Genomic DNA, 17,306 nt, shown 5'->3' with positions numbered 1-17,306 from the left:
TTTTAAGGCATAACGCATCGAAGGACATAACAAGTCTTTATGGGACAAATAACACTGGTATATGAAAAACAAATTGACAGCATTCAGAAGAGGATATAATTTAATCATTGGTTCTAATTTGGAACTTTATATAGCCTCTATTTAATTTCAAATAGTTGAGCTAATGTTTTGATTGAAGTTGTAGATCAATAAGAGATGTAAGTCATAAGACTTGTTAATGTGATTTAGTCTTTGCTTACAGAAATGTTATGGGTGAAGAGAGCGATGATGTCAAATGATGTGAATACAATTACAGTGCGCCAAACGCAATTCAAAGCCGAAAAAATTACCACGCAATACACTGAATCTACTTTGATGTCACATTTTCTCACAGCTCTATCCATGAGTTTCCCACAGGGTGAACGCTTTTTTGTTGAAACCGTCCGAAATGTGCGTGATCAAATCCATGATGAACAGCTACAAAAAGATATTTCAGGTTTTATTGGGCAAGAGGCGCATCATGCGCGAGCACATGAGCAGTTTAATCAACTGGTGCAAAGCAATGATTATCATCTAAAAAAGTTTGAAAAGGCTTATGAGCAGGAAATGATCCGCTTAAGAACTTTAAGCAAGCGCCGTCAATTGGCTGCTACAGTTGCACTTGAGCATTTTACGGCGATGATGGCAGGCTATATGCTTGAATTTCCAAATATTATGTTTAAAGGCTTATCTGAAAATATGAAGAATCTTTGGCTTTGGCATGCTGTTGAAGAAATCGAACATAAGCATGTGGCATTTGATGTATATCAGCAAGTCTTTGCCAACTTAGCTCAACGTCGTAGAAGTATGCGAACAATTACGGTGGGATTCATCAGTAGCACGATCATAATGACAGGTCATTTAGTCTGGCAAGATCGAAAGAATACCTTATATTCACCGAAGCAGCTGTTCAAGAACACACAAACACTTATGGGTCTTGTCCACATGATGTGGCGTTATTACCTGACTATTTAGCATTTTATAAAGCAAGTTTTCATCCATCTGAGATTGATCAGCAGGATTTATTGATCAAGGCGAGAGCTTTATTAGCTAGCTAATTTACTGATTGAGATTTAAACGAACTGTATTTTTTAGTGTTTGCTTGGTGAATAATTTACGGCATAAAAATGCTTATCTACTTTTGATTTTGGATTTTAAAAAGCTTAAATGATTTATCAACTTTTACTTCAATATACAAAGTTGATCTTTTTATGCAGGGTACGAGTTTCTATCTCACTGGCGTAGACCATATTAAAAAATATTGACTTCAACAGCTAAATGGTGCGCTCAGCGGGACTCGAACCCACGTCGGTCGCTTAGGAGGCAACTGCTCTATCCAGTTAAGCTATGAGCGCATAATTAAATGATTATAAACAAAAAAGTGATTGCCTTAGCAATCACTTTTTGATGAAACCGACTAGCTGTATTTAGCTCTTATTTTTCAAATTTAAAACACGATAGAGCACAAACATTAGAACGATCCAAATTGGAATCATGAGCACAGATTCTTTAAAGCCTTGCTGCCACATGATGTAAAGTACAACCGCAATAAATGCGAGTACAAGATAATTGCTGAATGGTGACCATAAAGCAGGGAAGCTCGTTGTTAATGCTTTTTGTTTGACCATCGCTTTAAATTTCAAATGCGTCAAACTGATCATTGCCCAGTTTAAAACTAAAGCACCTACAACTACATACATCAAATGACCTAAGGCATCTTCTGGTACGAAGTAGTTTAAAAGTACACATCCGAAGATGAGCAATGCTGAAAGCAATACGGCTGGAACAGGAACACCCTGTTTATTCACTTTAGCAAATACTTTAGGTGCATTACCTTGTTCAGCTAAACCAAACAACATGCGGCTGTTTGCATACATACCACTGTTATATACAGATAATGCTGCGGTTAAAATAATAAAGTTAAGTAGGTGAGCAGCCCAACCAATTCCCATTTGACTGAAAATCATTACAAATGGGCTTTTATCTAATCCACCTAAATCAAGCTGATTCCAAGGCACAAGTGATAATAAAATTGTGAGTGAACCGATGTAGAAAATCAGAATACGCAACACAACTTGGTTGATCGCTTTAGGAATCGTTTTCTTTGGATCATTGGCTTCAGCCGCTGCCATACCGATTAATTCAATACCACCAAATGCAAACATCAAGAATGCCAGCATGAAGAATAGACCTTCAAACCCATTCGGGAAGAATCCACCATGACTCCAAAGGTTGGTAAATGAAGCCGTAGAGTTGGCATCCGCAGTGAACAGCAAGAACAGACCAAATAAAATCATCGCTACAACAGCGGTAACTTTAATAATGGCTAACCAAAATTCTGACTCACCATAGAATTTTACATTGGTGAGATTGATCGCTGTAATAATCACAAAGAAGAATAAAACTGACTGCCATGCAGCAATATGAGGCCACCAGTAATTGATATATTTTGCGACTGCCGTGAGCTCACTCATCGCAACGAGGATATACAATATCCAATAATTCCAACCTGATAAAAAGCCTGGAAATTTACCCCAATATTGATATGCAAAATGACTAAATGAACCTGCTACAGGTTCTTCTACGATCATTTCACCGAGTTGACGCATGATTAAAAAAGCAATCAAACCGCCAATCGCATAACCCAAAATAATAGATGGTCCAGCAGACTGGATGACTTGCGCAGAACCTAAAAATAAGCCCGTACCAATAGCCCCACCCATCGCGATGAGTTGGATATGGCGGTTTTTTAGTCCACGCTGAAGTTTAGAAGAATCGTTGTTCAAAGGACTGAGCTCGACGAGGAATAAGTGGATTATTCTAATAGATTGAATGATTTTCGACTAGTAAAAGTACAGGCGGGCTATGACTGGAAAGTTGTTTTTAAAATTCATTTAAAATCTTATATTTGGGTGAATAGTAAACTAAGTGAAGTTTGTTTTCTGATCATTTAAATCGGGCACTTGATTTTTAAACCGCGTATAAATGTTTCGATGCCATTGTTAATTTGTACAAAAATACTCAATATAGTGAGCACATTTTACCCATAACAATTGACCGAAAAGCAATTGGTCGTATGGCATATTTTATTGCTGTGCAGTAATTTTAGACTCAAGATTTACTTGCACCAAGAACATGATAAAAGGATGAAATTGACATGAGCTCAGTACCGCAAATCAAAGTCCCTGCAACATATATGCGTGGTGGCACAAGTAAGGGTGTTTTTTTCAAACTTGATGATTTACCTGAAGCGGCACAAGTAGCAGGCAAAGCACGTGATCAACTTCTTCTCCGTGTGATTGGTAGTCCTGACCCATACGGTAAACAAATCGATGGTATGGGAGGTGCGACCTCAAGTACCAGTAAAACGGTAATTTTGGCTAAAAGTACACAGCCTGAACATGATGTTGATTATTTATTTGGACAGGTTTCAATTGATCAGCCTTTTGTAGATTGGAGTGGTAACTGCGGAAACCTCACTGCTGCTGTAGGTTCTTTTGCAATTTCAAATGGTTTGGTGGATGCAGCTCGTATTCCTGAAAATGGAATTTGCACAGTTCGCATTTGGCAGAAGAATATTCAAAAAACTATTATTGCGCACGTACCAGTGACCAATGGTCAAGTTCAAGAAACAGGTGATTTTGAATTAGATGGTGTCACTTTCCCTGCAGCAGAAGTTCAAATCGAATTTTTAGATCCTGCTGATGATGGTGATGAAGGTGGGGATATGTTCCCTACAGGAAATGTTGTTGATGAATTGGTGGTACCTGAGATCGGTACTTTCCAAGCAACTTTCATTAATGCAGGTATTCCAACTATTTTCTTAAACGCAGAAGCGATTGGTTATCAAGGTACTGAATTACAAGATCATATTAATAGTGATGCCGCAGCATTGGCTCGTTTTGAAAAAATCCGTGCGTATGGTGCTGTTCAAATGGGTTTGATTAAAGATATCTCTGAAGCTGCTGCGCGTCAGCATACTCCGAAGATTGCTTTTGTATCTCAACCAAAAACCTATACATCATCAAGTGGTAAAACAGTTGAAGCTGCTGATGTTGACTTATTAGTACGTGCACTATCAATGGGTAAACTTCACCATGCCATGATGGGAACTGCTGCAGTTGCAATTGGTACTGCTGCTGCGATTCCTGGTACGTTGGTGAATTTAGCTGCTGGTGGTGGTGAGCGTGAAGCGGTTCGTTTTGGACATCCATCAGGCACGTTACGTGTTGGTGCTCAAGCTGAGTTGATTGATGGAAAATGGGCTGTGAAAAAAGCCATTATGAGTCGTAGTGCACGTGTTCTGATGGAAGGTTGGGTTCGTGTACCAGATGATACCTTCTAAGCCGTATTCATCTGTTTTAAACACCTCCATTTGGAGGTGTTTTTATTTTGTATAGCTTGAAAATACAAAGATAATCTATCGGGATAAATAGTGATATGATGTTGCCATTCTGACAGATGCTGTCACTTCTTCATTTATTCATTTTTCGAGGCAATTGTGTCGTCTATTTCTCCAGTTAATGCGGATGTTTTAAAACAAGCTCAACAACGTATTCAACAAGATTTATTGACAGCATTGGCTGCATTTTCTCTCCCGGAACCACTTAAAGCAGCTGTTCACCATGCCGTCATGCTTGGTGGTAAAAGAGTCCGCCCAGCTTTATGTTATGCGGCTGCTTCGTTACAAGCCAACCAAAACTTTGCTGCCGCACGTCGTGCAGCTGTCGCAGTAGAACTGATTCATTGCTACTCACTCGCACATGATGATTTGCCTTGCATGGATAATGATTTACTACGTCGTGGTCAACCGACTTGTCATGTTGCATTTGGTGAAGATACTGCTTTGTTGGCAGGTGATATTCTGCAATCAATGGCATTTGAGATTTTAGGCAGTCGTTTATTTGACGATCAGGCACAAGGTACAGATGCCGCTATTGTTCTCAAGCAAATGCAAATCTTAGCTACAGCAAGTTCGAAGATGGTTTGCGGTCAGGTTTTGGATCTTCAAGCTGAAGGTAAGCATGTTGCCCAAGATGAATTGGAAAATATTCACCGTAATAAGACAGGTGCTTTAATTCAGGCTGCCATCATGATGGGGGCTGTGACTATTTACTCTGGCACAGATCAGGCGATTCCAAAATTACGTCAGTTTGGTCAGAGCATTGGCCTAGCTTTCCAAGTTCAGGATGACATTTTGGATATTACGGCGAGCACTGAAACCTTAGGTAAAACCGCAGGCAAAGATGAACAAGTCCAAAAATCAACATATCCTGCTTTAATGGGGTTAGAGCAAGCACAAGCCTATGCACAAACCTTACATGATCAAGCATTTGAAGCATTAGAATACTTTGGTGAAAATGCCAAAGAGCTGATTGAGATTTCTAAATTTTTATTAGATCGAAAAAATTAATTTGGGGAAGTATATGAACGTACAAGCTTTACGGTTTGTGGGAACGCTTGAAGGCATTTCATTTTTATTATTGCTCGGCGTTGCCATGCCGATTAAGTATATTTGGGGAAATCCTGTTTTTGTCAAATATATTGGGATGGGGCATGGTGTTTTATTTGTACTATTCCTTGTGATGCTTTTAGTTGTTTGTCATCGAATGAAATGGTCTCTGTCGATCTTTAATTTGGGCTTGATTGCTGCCATTTTACCATTTGGCCCTTTTATCTTTGATCGTAAAGTTAAGCAATTAGCCGAAAAAGATCATTCAACGTTGATCGCAGAGTAAGATGAACTCAAGCACAAAAAAAAGCCATGATTATCATGGCTTTTTTTGCAAATAAAACGTTAAAAACAATTAACGTCCCATAAGACCACGAATTGTATTTAAAACATCGGCTGGTAAAACCACTGTTTTTGCATTATTCGATTTCGCCATATCTTGCATAGCTTTTACATATTGTTCGCCCAATAGGTAAGCAACAGGAATTTCTTTGTCGCCAACAGCATTGGTCACCATATTAATTGCTTTCTCTGATGCTTCTGCAAGAACAACTTGAGCTTCTGCATCACGACGAGAGGCTTCGAGACGTCCTTCAGCTTCCAAAATCGCTGCTTGTTTTTCACCATCAGCTTTAGTAACAGTTGCACGACGCTGACGTTCAGCTGCGGCCTGTGCTTCCATTGCAGATTGCATCGTATGTGATGGTTGAATATCTTGAATTTCTACAGTTTTAAGTGTAATCCCCCAATCAGAAATATCATCTGAAATGGCAGCCTTTAATTTCGCTTTGATATGATCACGTGATGACAAGGCATCATCCAAATCCATTTCACCTACGATCGAGCGCAGAGAAGTTTGTACAAGATTTTGAATCGCCCAAGTATAGTTTTCGATACCATACACAGCTTTTTCTGGTGTGGTCAGATTGATATAAGCAACTGCATTCATCACTAACACAGCGTTATCACGTGTGATCACTTCTTGTGATGGAATATCTAAGACAATATCTTTCGTCGTGATTTTATATGCAACTTCATCTACATATGGAATCACAAAATTGAGACCTGGATTCAACGTGGTATGGTATTTACCAAGACGTTGAACAATCCATTTATAACCTTGGGGAACAATTCGAACCCCTTTAAAAATGGTTATACCAACAAAAGCGAAGAGCGCTAAAACAACAATAGTACCGACAGACATTAGAAACCCTCTTTATGTTTATGAAGTGCTATGCGGTTGAACAACTAAATCATTACCCATGATATCAATAACACGAACACGATCTCCGACTTTTACAGGAGCTGTGCTTCGACAGTTCCACTCATCAGAGCCGAGTACAGGCATTGGAAAACGCACCACGATTTGACTGTGATCCAGTCCAGTTTGGATGACTATCCCCACTTGACCAATGGTTGCTTCACGGGATAAACCCGCTTTGGTCTTATCAATTGAGAGTGGTTTTATAAATTTAAACCAAAGAATCGTACATAAAATCGATAAAATCCCCCAAGTGATCACTTGAGTGGTAAAGCCCATCATTGGGAAAAGCCAAAGTAAAATACACACCATCACTGCTGCTATACCAAACCATAGTGCAGCAAATGCAGGTAATACCAATTCTGAAAGAATTAACAAAATACCTAATACCAACCAGTGCCAAGGCTCAACTACAAATTCCATAGATTTGCTCGTATCGTTAAACGGTAAATAGAGGTGAAAAAATATTCACCTCTAGCACTGTAACAGATGATTATCTTTATGAATATATAAAGATAATGAATGTGTTTTAGAATTTTGGTCGAGGGGCAGGTTTAAATGCTGCAGGAGATTTTTTGAAGTTAGTAATTGCAGCTCGGATCGCTGTGATCTTGGCTTGAGCCGCCTTTTCACCTTCTAAGATAGCTTGGTTACTTGATTTTAGATCAAGTACACCGAGATGACCGACTTTCGGCTGAATCACGACAGTAGCTTGATTAAGTTCTTCGTTAATACTTTGCTGACCCATGATATTAATCGTCTGATCTAGTAATCCCCACATATTCATTGGTTTATCACCTGTAGGACGCGCAGAAATATCAACCGCGATTACGATATCAGCACCCATATCTTTCGCTGTTTTTACAGGAATAGGGCTGACTAAACCACCGTCGACATATTTGGTACCACCGATGACTGTTGGCACAAAGACATTTGGAATACTACATGATGCACGTACGGCTTGACCTGCATTGCCTTTAATAAATTCAGCTTTCTTGCCGTTGTCTAAACGAGTTGCTACAGCAGCAAAACGTATTGGGAATTTCTCAATCGGTTTGTTGGCAACTTGACTGTTGACATAATTCTGAAGTTTTTGCCCCATGATAAAACCTTGGCTATTTAAGGTGAGATCACGGATGTCAGACTCTTGTAGTTTTAATGCAAGACTTTGCATCTGATAAGGCGTTTGCCCACTTGCATAAATGCTACCAACAAAGCTGCCAGCACTGGTGCCGGTCACAATTTTAGCTTTAATGCCATGTGACTCAAGGACTTTGATGACGCCAATATGTGAAAAGCCTTTAGCACCGCCACCGCCTAATGCTAAAGCAATCACGGGCTCACGTGCTTTTAAGGTTGAAGTTGGTGGCGTTTTTTTTGCAACTTGATCACAACCAAATAATGTCAAGCTAACAAGTGCTAAACAGGAGAGTTGAGCAATTTTCATATCAAAAGGAGATAAAATCGACGAAAAGATGGGCACATCTCAGCAGATTTGCCCTCGATTTTCTAGTTTTTTTTCACAAGTTTTTGTAATGGCTCTGCTAACCAATTTGGATTTTTGGGAGAAAAATGTCCTTGGTAAAAACCCATAATTTTTTCAAGATCTTGTTGATAATGACCTGTTGGCGTAAAGGCACCTAAGCAGTAAATCGTTTTGTGGTCATAATCAAAAGAAAACATCACAATCGGAATACCTGCTGCATGTGCAATATGGTAGAAACCACTTTTCATTTTTTCGGCTTTTTTACGCGTACCTTCAGGTGCCATTCCGACCCAGATTCGATCGCACTTTTGAATTTCCGCAACGACCTGTTCAGTCAAACCATTGGTACTGTCACGATGCACAGGGATTAATCCCGCCCAGTTGAGAAGGGGCTTAAACGGAGGCTTAAATAGTGTATCTTTGCCTAGAACCGTAATCTTGAGCCCCAAACCGCCAATCGCAAGAAAACCGTACCACCCATCAATATTAGACGTATGTGGTGAGATAATAGCGACTGCTTTGGGTAAGTTTGGAATTTCACCAATCACTTTCCAACCTTGACTTAGAAAGAGTTTCTTACACAATGCACGGCTATAACTGGTTCCTCTTTGTGGTACTAGAGGCGGTAATTCAGGAAAATGTTGTGACATAGGTTCAGAAAAATAATGACAACTTTAATCATCTTAAACTTTCACTACCTGCATCGCATTGGCAAAAAATGAGATTTTAATGTGGTGGTTTTGAGAGGATTAGATAGTTGAACTTACAAAGAAATACTTTAGGAACAGCCTTACATGCCTAATCTTCGTCAAATCTATTTATTGCTATTTTCGTTGTATTGGGCACAAGGATTACCTGTCGGTTTTATGACACATGCTTTACCTGTGATTTTAAGATCTCAAGGTGTATCTCTGGCACATATTGGCGGTTTTGGATTATTGATGTTGCCGTGGTCGATCAAAATCTTTTGGGCTGTATATGTTGATCGTTATGCAATCTCGAATTTAGGTCACTATCGCAGTTGGATTATTCCTACTCAATTCGCTAGTGTTGTTATTTTGGTGATATTGTCCTTTTTTCCGATTCATGCACTTGATCAACCTCTGTATTTATTAATCTTCTTTACTTTGCTGTTATGTATAAATCTTACAGGTGCGACACAAGATATTGCGACGGATGCTTTAGCTGTTAATTTACTTAAAAATGATCAATTACACTGGGGTAATACCTTTCAAGTGATTGGTTCTAGGTTAGGGTTTATCGTCGGTGGTGGTGTCGTACTTTGGTGCTTGGATTGGTTATATTGGCAAAAAACATTTTTATTGTTGGCGGTTTTAGTATTCCTGAATACCATTCCTATTTTATTTCATAAAGAACCTGAACGAATTAAATCGATAAATTCAAATAACAGCTCAAATCATTCAAAAATTGATGTGATTAAACAATATCTTCATTATTTTAGCTCGTCTCCACAGTTAAAAGCATGGTTGCTAGTATTAATCACTTTTAAGATTGTTGATGGATTGACAGGGCCTATATTAAAACCACTTGCTGTTGATTTAGGTTTAACTTTTTCTCAAATTGGAGTTTATATTACAATTTTAGGTGCTGTAGCTGCATTGGTAGGTGCAGCAATTGCAGGGGTGTTGTTGAAATATCTGTCTAAGGCTTATGCCTTGATAATATTTTCTATGTTAAAAATTCTAAGTCTATTTTTCTATGTTTATTTGGGTTATGTATTTGAACATCATAAAAAAATTGATTCTTCTATAATATATGTAATCAATGCCTTTGAGGACGCATGTTCCGCGATGTTGCTGGTAGTCATGCTCAGCTTAATTATGAGTTACAGCCGTAAACACTTTGCGGGAACTGACTTTACTTTGCAGGTTTCAATTATGGCGACAGTCAGTGGTTTATTATATTTACTAAGTGGATTACTTGGTGATTTGCTTGGATATTACAATTATTTGTCTGTAATTTTTCTAATATCATTCCTTTGTTTGCTACCAATTTTTAATTGGAAGAAATATGTAAATATTAATCAAGGTTGATTACAAATTTATAAACCATAGATATTAAACTGTAATATTTTAATGTGAGAATCTACGGTTTTTCGATAAATGTATATCTTCATTCAATTGTTTTTTAGCTCTATTTCTTGAGTTTGAAATATGATGGGTAATATTGTAAATCACTGACTAATAAATATTTTTTGGTGTGGATATAATAAAAAAAGATAAGGTGTTAGTCTCGGCTAAAAATTAAACTTTAGTCGAAAATGGAATAAATGAATAAGATTTTAATCGTTTTGTCATATAAAGTTAATGTGTAGGATTTGTTACAAATTTAACTAGGATGGCAAAAATGAAAATCAAAATTGTAACAGCAGCAGTATTAGGTTTACTTGCAACCTCTACTTTTGCAGCACCAACAATCTACGGTGAAATCGACGCGAGTGTTGATTATTTACCAGAAAAAAATGCGACAAAATCAAACAAAGATGTTTGGGAAATTAGTTCGAACAGCACCTTTATCGGATTCAAAGGTGATGAGAAATTAACAGAGCGTTTCAGTGCTGTTTATGCTGCTGAATGGGGATTCAGTGCAGATGGTGACAGCAGTGATTGGACTCAACGTAACCGTTTTGTTGGCTTAAAAGACAGCAAGTTGGGTACAGTTAAAATTGGTAAACATGACACACCAGTCAAGCAACTCTCTAGTGTTGTAGATACCTTCAACAACTATGTTGCTAACAAAGCAGATGTAACAGGGATTTTTACTGGCGAAAACCGTATTGATAATGTAGTGATCTATGAGTCACCTGCAGTCAAAGTTCTTGATGGTGCATTTAAATTTAATGCTTTGCTGGCAACAGGTGAGGCGACTGGGATTAAGCAAAGCAGTGGTGGTGCTAAAGTTGAAGGTCAGGGCTTAGGTGATGCGTGGTCAGCTTCGGTAACTTATGAAAACCCACTTTTTGTTGCGGGTCTTGGTTATGACAAAGCGATCCCAAGTATGTTCTTAGGTAAAGGTATTTTAAATGCATCTGATCCTGAAATTGCAGGCGGATCTGTGTTTGCTGCTGCAAATACAGTTCGTGCGATTGGCCGATTAAATCCAATTGAAGGTTTAGCGCTTAAAGCACTTTATCAAAGTTCAGAAGTTGAGGAAACTTCTTATGCTGATGCAGGTGATGCAACTAAATGGGCTGCAAAAGCTAAAAATATTGATGATGCACAAGGTTGGTTAGTCGGTGCTGAATATAACATTCCACAGTCTAAAAACTGGACAGTGAAAGCTCAATACAGCCAAAACGATACCAGTTTCAAAGACAACAGTGCAGACTTCAAAGCTAAACAAGTCATCGCAGGTGCGGATTATGCATTTAGTAAGCAAGTAAAAACCTATGGTTATGCTGGCTATTTAACGCTTGAGCAAGCGGACAAAAAAGACAAGCAACCAGTAGGTGGCCTAGGATTAGAATTCAAATTCTAAACCATGTAATTCTAAAAACACCCATAAGGTTCTTATTGGGTGTTTTTTTTATTGGCTCAAATGACATTTATTTTAAATATAATATATGGTTTTTAATAATGATTATTATTAACTCTAATTAATTATTATCTATATGATAAATATTGCTATTTTTGTAAGGTAAATTCTGCATTTTTTGCACGAGTCATGTTGCTTTAAGTGATTTTTAAGTTTCAGCTTCTATCTTTGTCGCATACAAAATTATCTCTTCGATTGTGACGATGACTATGCTGCTGAAAAAACTAAGGGCAAAGCCTATTTCGCTACTCACGTTTAACCTATTGCTTTCAATTTGGTTAGGACTTTTCTTAAATTTTGCCTTTTATGAAAAGCTTCAGTCGCTTACACCTTATACAGGTATTAAAGCAGGGTTATTCGTAGCCGCTTCAGCTGTGGTCGTTGTCTCAGCCTATTTCTTTCTTTTTCAACTTTTGAACTGGAAATGGACAGCGAAGCCTGTTGCAATCGCCATGGTATTTATTGGTGGATTTGCTTCATATGCTGTCAGCACATTAGGGGTGTTAATCACTTCAGATCAGATTCAGAATTTGATGCAAACAGATATCGCTGAAGCAAGAGATACGTGGTCCATACATTTGGTCACTTGGACACTGGGCATGACCGTATTACCGATTATTGCCATATTGATCGTAAAACTGAAATCTGAGCCGATCTTGAAACAGTTGTTGAAGAAGGTCATGGCGACGATTGTATCACTAGCGATGGTGGGTGGGTTATTGTTCGTGTTTTACGTGGATTTTGCGGCAATCTTCCGTGAAAACCGTGATTTAAAAGGAATGATCTCTCCACAAAATATGATTGCTTCTTTTGTGTCTTATTATAAAAAGAAAGCGCCTAAAGAAAATTTACCATTGGTCACTTATGGGACTGATGCAAAACTTGTAAAAGAAAATTCTGCTCGTCCGAAATTGATGGTTTTGGTGGTAGGTGAGACAGCTCGTGCTGAAAACTTTTCTTTAAATGGTTATGCGAAAAATACTAACCCGAAATTATCAAAGCAAGACATTATTAACTTCTCTCAAGTAAGTTCATGTGGTACAGCAACGGCTGTTTCATTGCCATGTATGTTCTCTGGTATGCCTCGTAAAGATTATGATGAAGGGCTTGCCCGTCATCGAGAAGGTTTACTTGATATCGCACAACGTGCTGGCTATAAAGTCACTTGGATTGATAATAACTCTGGTTGTAAGGGTGTTTGTGACCGCGTTGAGCAGTTTAAAATACCTGAACCTATCAAGCAAAAATGGTGTGAAGAAGGTGAATGTTTTGACGATCTTTTAATTGATAGTTTGAAAACATATATCGCAACTATTCCTAAAAATGACACGCAACCTCGATTGATCGTTTTACATCAAATGGGCAGTCATGGACCTGCGTATTACAAACGTGTTCCGCCACAGTTCAAAGTCTTTAAACCAACTTGTGATACCAATGCGATCCAAGGATGTAGTCAAGATGCACTGATTAATAGTTATGACAATACCTTGTTGTACACTGACTATGTGTTAGATTCATTGATTGAAACATTAAAAAATACAACGCAGTATGAGACAGGTTTGTGGTATTTATCAGATCATGGTGAATCAACAGGTGAAAGTGGTATGTATCTACATGGCGCACCATATGCGATTGCACCAAGTCAGCAAACACATGTACCGATGTTGATGTGGTTCTCTGATGCGTGGAAGCAACAAGCCAATCGTCAAGTACAGTGTTTAACACAGCAAAAAACTAAAGCATTAAGCCAAGACAATTTATTCCCAACTTTATTGAGCTTGCTGAATGTCAAAACGAAAGTAATTGAGCCACAAAATGACATGCTGTCTGCATGTTCAAATTCCTAAGAATGAGGAAATCATGACTAAAATCTTGATGATCGAAGATGACTTTATGATCGCAGAGTCAACCTTGACTCTATTGCGCTATCATCAGTTTGAAGTGGAGTGGGTCAATAATGGTGTGGATGGTTTAACGATGTTGACCAAACAACCATTTGACTTAGTACTGCTAGATCTAGGATTGCCCCTGATGGATGGGATGCAAATCTTAAGACAGATTCGTCAGCGATCTTCTATACCTGTTTTAATTATCTCAGCGCGTGATCAACTCCAAAATCGAGTGGATGGACTGAATCAAGGTGCTGACGATTATTTGATTAAACCTTATGAGTTCGACGAATTACTCGCACGTATTCATGCTTTGTTACGACGTGGCGGTGCTGAGAATGCTCAATTTAAACAACAAACCCAATTGCTCAAAAGTGGTGATTTAGTTCTAGATGTGGAACAACATTTAGCGACCTTTAAAGGGCAGCAGATTGAATTATCCAATCGTGAGTGGGCGATCTTGATTCCATTAGTCAGTCATCCCAACAAGATTTTTTCTAAAGCAAATCTAGAAGATAAGTTGTATGATTTTGACAGTGAAGTCACCAGTAATACCATCGAAGTCTATGTCCATCATTTGCGAGCAAAGTTAGGTAAAGACTTTATTCGTACTATTCGTGGATTGGGCTATAGATTAGGACAAGCATAATTATTATGAAGTTATCCAAGCAATATTCCCTCAAGAAAAGATTAATTTGGGGGACATCAGTTTTTAGTTTATTGCTTGGATGTTTATTGATTTTCACCGCATATAAGATCGCTTTGCATGAAGTTGATGAGATCCTCGATACGCAAATGCAATATATGGCTGAACGGTCTACTACTCAGCCTTTAACCACCATCACCAGTAAAATCGAATTGCATCGGACTTATCACGAGGAAGATTTACTGGTCGATATTTGGGCGTATAAAGATCAAAGTCACTTATGGCATCAAACGCATCTATTGATTCCACCAGTGAAGCAAGCAGGTTTTTACACGCAAGAAACCCCACAAGGAAAATGGCGTGTTTATGTCATTCCGTTAAAAGATTATCAAATTCAAGTTAGCCAACAAGAGCAGGTACGCAAGAACTTCGCTTGGGAGTTGGCATGCAGTATGTTTGTGCCATATGTGCTGTTACTGCCTTTTGCAATTATTATCTTAGCATTCATTATTAGTCTCAGTTTAAAACCTTTAGAAGACTTCAAGGCCGAATTGCGCAGTCGAGATTCGGATGGCTTAGCACCGATTGATAGCCAAGATTATCCGCAAGAGTTGATTCCAACCATTGAAGAAATGAATCATTTGTTTGGACGAATCCAACAGGCGCAGGCCGAACAAAAGCAATTTATTGCAGATGCTGCACATGAACTCAGAACACCCGTAACGGCATTAAATCTACAAACCAAGATTTTAATGAGTCAATTCCCTGAGCACGAAGCCTTAATTAATCTAAGTAAAGGATTGGCGAGGATTCAGCATCTGGTGACGCAATTACTGGCATTGGCTAAACAAGATGTAGGTTTAAATTTGATTGAGCCAAATACGGAGTTTCGCCTTAATGATGTTGCACTCAATTGCGTCGAGCAATTGGTCAACTTAGCCATGCAAAAAGAAATAGATTTGGGTTTTGAGCGTAATGATGTGATTGAAATGAATAGTTTGGAGTCAACGATTCATTCGATTATTTTTAACCTGATCGATAATGCGATTAAGTATACGCCTAATCAAGGCATCATTAATATTTCAGTCTATAGTGACCAAGACAATTTTGCATGTGTGCAAATTGAAGACAGTGGTGTTGGCATCGACCCTGAAAACTACGATAAAGTATTAAAACGTTTCTATCGTGTGCATCACCATTTAGAAGTGGGCAGCGGCTTAGGGCTTTCCATCGTTGATAAAGCTATTCAACGTTTAGGCGGTACGCTGCAACTGTCTCGTAGTATTGATTTGGGTGGCTTATCCGTTTTAGTACGCTTACCAAAAATGTTAAATCATCACTGAGTCACTTTGATTTAAGTATTGCTTTCCGCATGCTCTCGAAGATAACGCAGAAACAACACACATTTTTGGATGCGTTTACCATCATTGCCGACGCGGTTTACATTGAGTCTGAGCACCCAGTTTAAGCGTTTTCCAACTTTACAAATGTCTTTATACACTTGTGGTTCAGCGAGTAGAGCTTGGTAAAGGATATAGCTTGCATCATTAAGCTGTTCAAATTCGAAATGATAGGCCGTCGAGAAAATATATAAAATCCAATCACGGACAAAACAATCGTGCAAGCTGAGCACGGATGCAGGATCAGTTTCGAAATCAATAAAACTAAAATGTCTTTCTTGATCGACTAAAATATTACGTGCAAAAGCTTCGCTTAAATAACCACCTTGCAAATGAACATATTGAACTGCTTGAATCGCTTGGGTAAATAAAGTGGTTTTAGCTGCTAAATCATCTTTGCAGTATGCAAGTGCTTGATCTAATTGTTTAACTCTACTTTGATGTTGAGCGCCAATATCTTCCAGTAAAATCCCTTTGTCAGAATGAGCAAGCACATTGGGTGTTGATACACCAAGTTGTTTGAGCTGTTGAATACGCTGATATTCACATCGAATCGCCGCCGCGCCACCTTGATTCGGGACAGGCATAATGGCACCGAGATTGAAAATCTTGGCAAGCCATTTCAATGGCGTATATAACCATAAACCATGACGTTCAGATGCTTTTTTTAACCATACTTTACCAGTATCGAGCTTATAAGCCTGAATAGATGCTTGTTGGGTTTTTAAGGTATTGTCTAAAAAAGTCTGAAAGTCATCCATTCGCAGCAAACTATAATTAGGTGATTGTATAAGGGTATTTGAGTGATCACTTTACCACATCAGGCAAAACTTTCGGAGTATCAATTATGTTCGAGTGTAAGAGATGGCGTTGGTAGGTTAAAGCATGCACAACAAGATTGATTGCAAAGCAGATCCACGCTGTCCATAAATTATGGCTGAGAAAATGAGCACCACGCATCATCTGTGCCCATCCCATCGCAAAACCAAGTAGGATACCTGCAAATAAATAAAACCATGCTCGTTTTTGTTCATCGAGTCGATAGACAAAATAACCTGTCACCAGTGCAAAGCCTGTACTAGCATGTCCACCAGGAAAACAATGTCCTGCTGTAGCAGAAAAATTCCATGTGAAGCCTGTGGTTGTTGCAGTCGTCATCGCCCAAGGACAAGCATGAGCAGCATTTGCTTTGATTAGCCCGATCACACAAGTACATAACATGCTGACCCAAAACATATAGCCATATTTCCAGCGGTTTGCTTTGAGTTTTTCAACTTTGAAAGAGGCTATCCATAATAAGAAGAAACTAATGTAGACCAGCGTTAAAACCTTTTTGACATAGGTGTGATTGAGTTTTGCTAGATACCAATCGCCTTTTAGCGCAAAATCACCAAATGTACCTACCCAAGGTTGGATTAAGTACATGTCTGTGCTGCCCCCTACAGGTAAGACCCACCACAAAATAAAAAAACTGATTAAAAGTAAGAAACTGGTCAGTAGAAAAAATGGCGTTTTAATAATCATAGGATTAAACGTCGAAAAGTAAACAATCTATGATTTATTAAACTGTTTTAATCTTAAACAGCTCTTAAAATTGAC

At 38.5% G+C, this 17,306-nt stretch carries 15 protein-coding genes, 1 tRNA gene and 1 pseudogene; 9 read left to right on the top strand and 8 right to left on the bottom strand.

What is annotated here, in order from left to right:
* The first annotated feature begins 267 nt into the window (after positions 1–267).
* A pseudogene (locus R2H34_RS12860) lies at positions 268–1,076 on the top strand (metal-dependent hydrolase).
* Between the two features lie 221 nt (positions 1,077–1,297).
* On the opposite strand, the gene R2H34_RS12855 reads toward R2H34_RS12860, so the two are convergent.
* A tRNA-Arg gene (locus R2H34_RS12855) sits at positions 1,298–1,373 on the bottom strand.
* Between the two features lie 72 nt (positions 1,374–1,445).
* Complete coding sequence (locus tag R2H34_RS12850) at positions 1,446–2,804, bottom strand: amino acid permease (RefSeq protein WP_004908516.1); 1,359 nt, start codon at positions 2,802–2,804, stop codon at positions 1,446–1,448.
* A gap of 371 nt (positions 2,805–3,175) precedes the next feature.
* On the opposite strand from R2H34_RS12850, the gene prpF reads away from it, so the two are divergent.
* The 3 genes from prpF to R2H34_RS12835 all read left to right on the top strand — a co-directional run bounded on the left by prpF (position 3,176) and on the right by R2H34_RS12835 (position 5,756).
* Positions 3,176–4,363: a 2-methylaconitate cis-trans isomerase PrpF gene (gene prpF, locus R2H34_RS12845; RefSeq protein ID WP_125298189.1), complete on the top strand. Its 1,188-nt coding sequence runs from the start codon at positions 3,176–3,178 to the stop codon at positions 4,361–4,363.
* Positions 4,364–4,519: 156 nt separating this feature from the next.
* Entirely contained in the window at positions 4,520–5,431 is a 912-nt protein-coding gene (locus R2H34_RS12840) for a polyprenyl synthetase family protein (RefSeq protein WP_042893265.1), read from the top strand.
* Positions 5,432–5,444: 13 nt separating this feature from the next.
* Complete coding sequence (locus tag R2H34_RS12835; RefSeq protein ID WP_004963712.1) at positions 5,445–5,756, top strand: DUF3817 domain-containing protein; 312 nt, start codon at positions 5,445–5,447, stop codon at positions 5,754–5,756.
* A gap of 69 nt (positions 5,757–5,825) precedes the next feature.
* Here the strand turns inward: R2H34_RS12835 and R2H34_RS12830 are convergent, their stop codons facing one another.
* From R2H34_RS12830 to R2H34_RS12815, 4 genes are all read right to left on the bottom strand, one after another.
* Positions 5,826–6,674: an SPFH domain-containing protein gene (locus R2H34_RS12830; RefSeq protein ID WP_004908506.1), complete on the bottom strand. Its 849-nt coding sequence runs from the start codon at positions 6,672–6,674 to the stop codon at positions 5,826–5,828.
* Between the two features lie 18 nt (positions 6,675–6,692).
* Complete coding sequence (locus R2H34_RS12825; protein WP_318342287.1) at positions 6,693–7,154, bottom strand: NfeD family protein; 462 nt, start codon at positions 7,152–7,154, stop codon at positions 6,693–6,695.
* A 106-nt stretch (positions 7,155–7,260) separates the two neighbouring features.
* Positions 7,261–8,178: a patatin-like phospholipase family protein gene (locus R2H34_RS12820; RefSeq protein ID WP_005402178.1), complete on the bottom strand. Its 918-nt coding sequence runs from the start codon at positions 8,176–8,178 to the stop codon at positions 7,261–7,263.
* Positions 8,179–8,240: 62 nt separating this feature from the next.
* Entirely contained in the window at positions 8,241–8,867 is a 627-nt protein-coding gene (locus R2H34_RS12815; protein ID WP_087540586.1) for a lysophospholipid acyltransferase family protein, read from the bottom strand.
* A gap of 144 nt (positions 8,868–9,011) precedes the next feature.
* Between R2H34_RS12815 and R2H34_RS12810 the strand changes: the two genes are divergently transcribed.
* From R2H34_RS12810 to R2H34_RS12790, 5 genes are all read left to right on the top strand, one after another.
* Positions 9,012–10,271 carry an MFS transporter gene (locus tag R2H34_RS12810; protein WP_318342286.1) on the top strand — a complete coding sequence of 420 codons (1,260 nt, stop codon included), beginning with the start codon at positions 9,012–9,014 and terminating at the stop codon, positions 10,269–10,271.
* A 313-nt stretch (positions 10,272–10,584) separates the two neighbouring features.
* Positions 10,585–11,715: a porin gene (locus R2H34_RS12805; protein WP_318342285.1), complete on the top strand. Its 1,131-nt coding sequence runs from the start codon at positions 10,585–10,587 to the stop codon at positions 11,713–11,715.
* 266 nt (positions 11,716–11,981) lie between these two features.
* Entirely contained in the window at positions 11,982–13,619 is a 1,638-nt protein-coding gene (locus R2H34_RS12800; protein WP_318342563.1) for a phosphoethanolamine transferase, read from the top strand.
* 13 nt (positions 13,620–13,632) lie between these two features.
* Positions 13,633–14,310 (top strand): DNA-binding response regulator PmrA, encoded by a 678-nt coding sequence (locus R2H34_RS12795; RefSeq protein ID WP_039047828.1) that lies wholly within the window; start codon positions 13,633–13,635, stop codon positions 14,308–14,310.
* Between the two features lie 5 nt (positions 14,311–14,315).
* Entirely contained in the window at positions 14,316–15,650 is a 1,335-nt protein-coding gene (locus R2H34_RS12790; RefSeq protein ID WP_282896657.1) for a sensor histidine kinase, read from the top strand.
* Positions 15,651–15,661: 11 nt separating this feature from the next.
* On the opposite strand, the gene R2H34_RS12785 is transcribed toward R2H34_RS12790, so the two are convergent.
* Positions 15,662–16,468, bottom strand: a complete 807-nt coding sequence (locus R2H34_RS12785) for a serine/threonine protein kinase (RefSeq protein ID WP_151958872.1) — start codon at positions 16,466–16,468, stop codon at positions 15,662–15,664.
* 46 nt (positions 16,469–16,514) lie between these two features.
* Entirely contained in the window at positions 16,515–17,231 is a 717-nt protein-coding gene (locus R2H34_RS12780; protein ID WP_151958873.1) for a phosphatase PAP2 family protein, read from the bottom strand.
* Between the last annotated feature and the right edge of the window lie 75 nt (positions 17,232–17,306).

The sequence above is a fragment of the Acinetobacter sp. 16 genome, from assembly GCF_033439925.1.
GTDB lineage: Bacteria > Pseudomonadota > Gammaproteobacteria > Pseudomonadales > Moraxellaceae > Acinetobacter > Acinetobacter junii.
Note: the sequence above shows the minus strand (reverse complement) of the source record. Positions and strands in the feature narration are given on the sequence as shown.

Coding starts and splice junctions, on each gene's coding strand:
- R2H34_RS12835 (WP_004963712.1), top strand. CDS start 5,445: ATGAACGTACAAGCTTTACGGTTTGTGGGAACGCTTGAAGGCATTTCA.
- R2H34_RS12815 (WP_087540586.1), bottom strand. CDS start 8,867: ATGTCACAACATTTTCCTGAATTACCGCCTCTAGTACCACAAAGAGGA.
- R2H34_RS12795 (WP_039047828.1), top strand. CDS start 13,633: ATGACTAAAATCTTGATGATCGAAGATGACTTTATGATCGCAGAGTCA.
- R2H34_RS12825 (WP_318342287.1), bottom strand. CDS start 7,154: ATGGAATTTGTAGTTGAGCCTTGGCACTGGTTGGTATTAGGTATTTTG.
- R2H34_RS12790 (WP_282896657.1), top strand. CDS start 14,316: ATGAAGTTATCCAAGCAATATTCCCTCAAGAAAAGATTAATTTGGGGG.
- R2H34_RS12805 (WP_318342285.1), top strand. CDS start 10,585: ATGAAAATCAAAATTGTAACAGCAGCAGTATTAGGTTTACTTGCAACC.
- R2H34_RS12830 (WP_004908506.1), bottom strand. CDS start 6,674: ATGTCTGTCGGTACTATTGTTGTTTTAGCGCTCTTCGCTTTTGTTGGT.
- R2H34_RS12780 (WP_151958873.1), bottom strand. CDS start 17,231: ATGATTATTAAAACGCCATTTTTTCTACTGACCAGTTTCTTACTTTTA.
- R2H34_RS12800 (WP_318342563.1), top strand. CDS start 11,982: ATGCTGCTGAAAAAACTAAGGGCAAAGCCTATTTCGCTACTCACGTTT.
- R2H34_RS12820 (WP_005402178.1), bottom strand. CDS start 8,178: ATGAAAATTGCTCAACTCTCCTGTTTAGCACTTGTTAGCTTGACATTA.
- R2H34_RS12810 (WP_318342286.1), top strand. CDS start 9,012: ATGCCTAATCTTCGTCAAATCTATTTATTGCTATTTTCGTTGTATTGG.
- prpF (WP_125298189.1), top strand. CDS start 3,176: ATGAGCTCAGTACCGCAAATCAAAGTCCCTGCAACATATATGCGTGGT.
- R2H34_RS12785 (WP_151958872.1), bottom strand. CDS start 16,468: ATGGATGACTTTCAGACTTTTTTAGACAATACCTTAAAAACCCAACAA.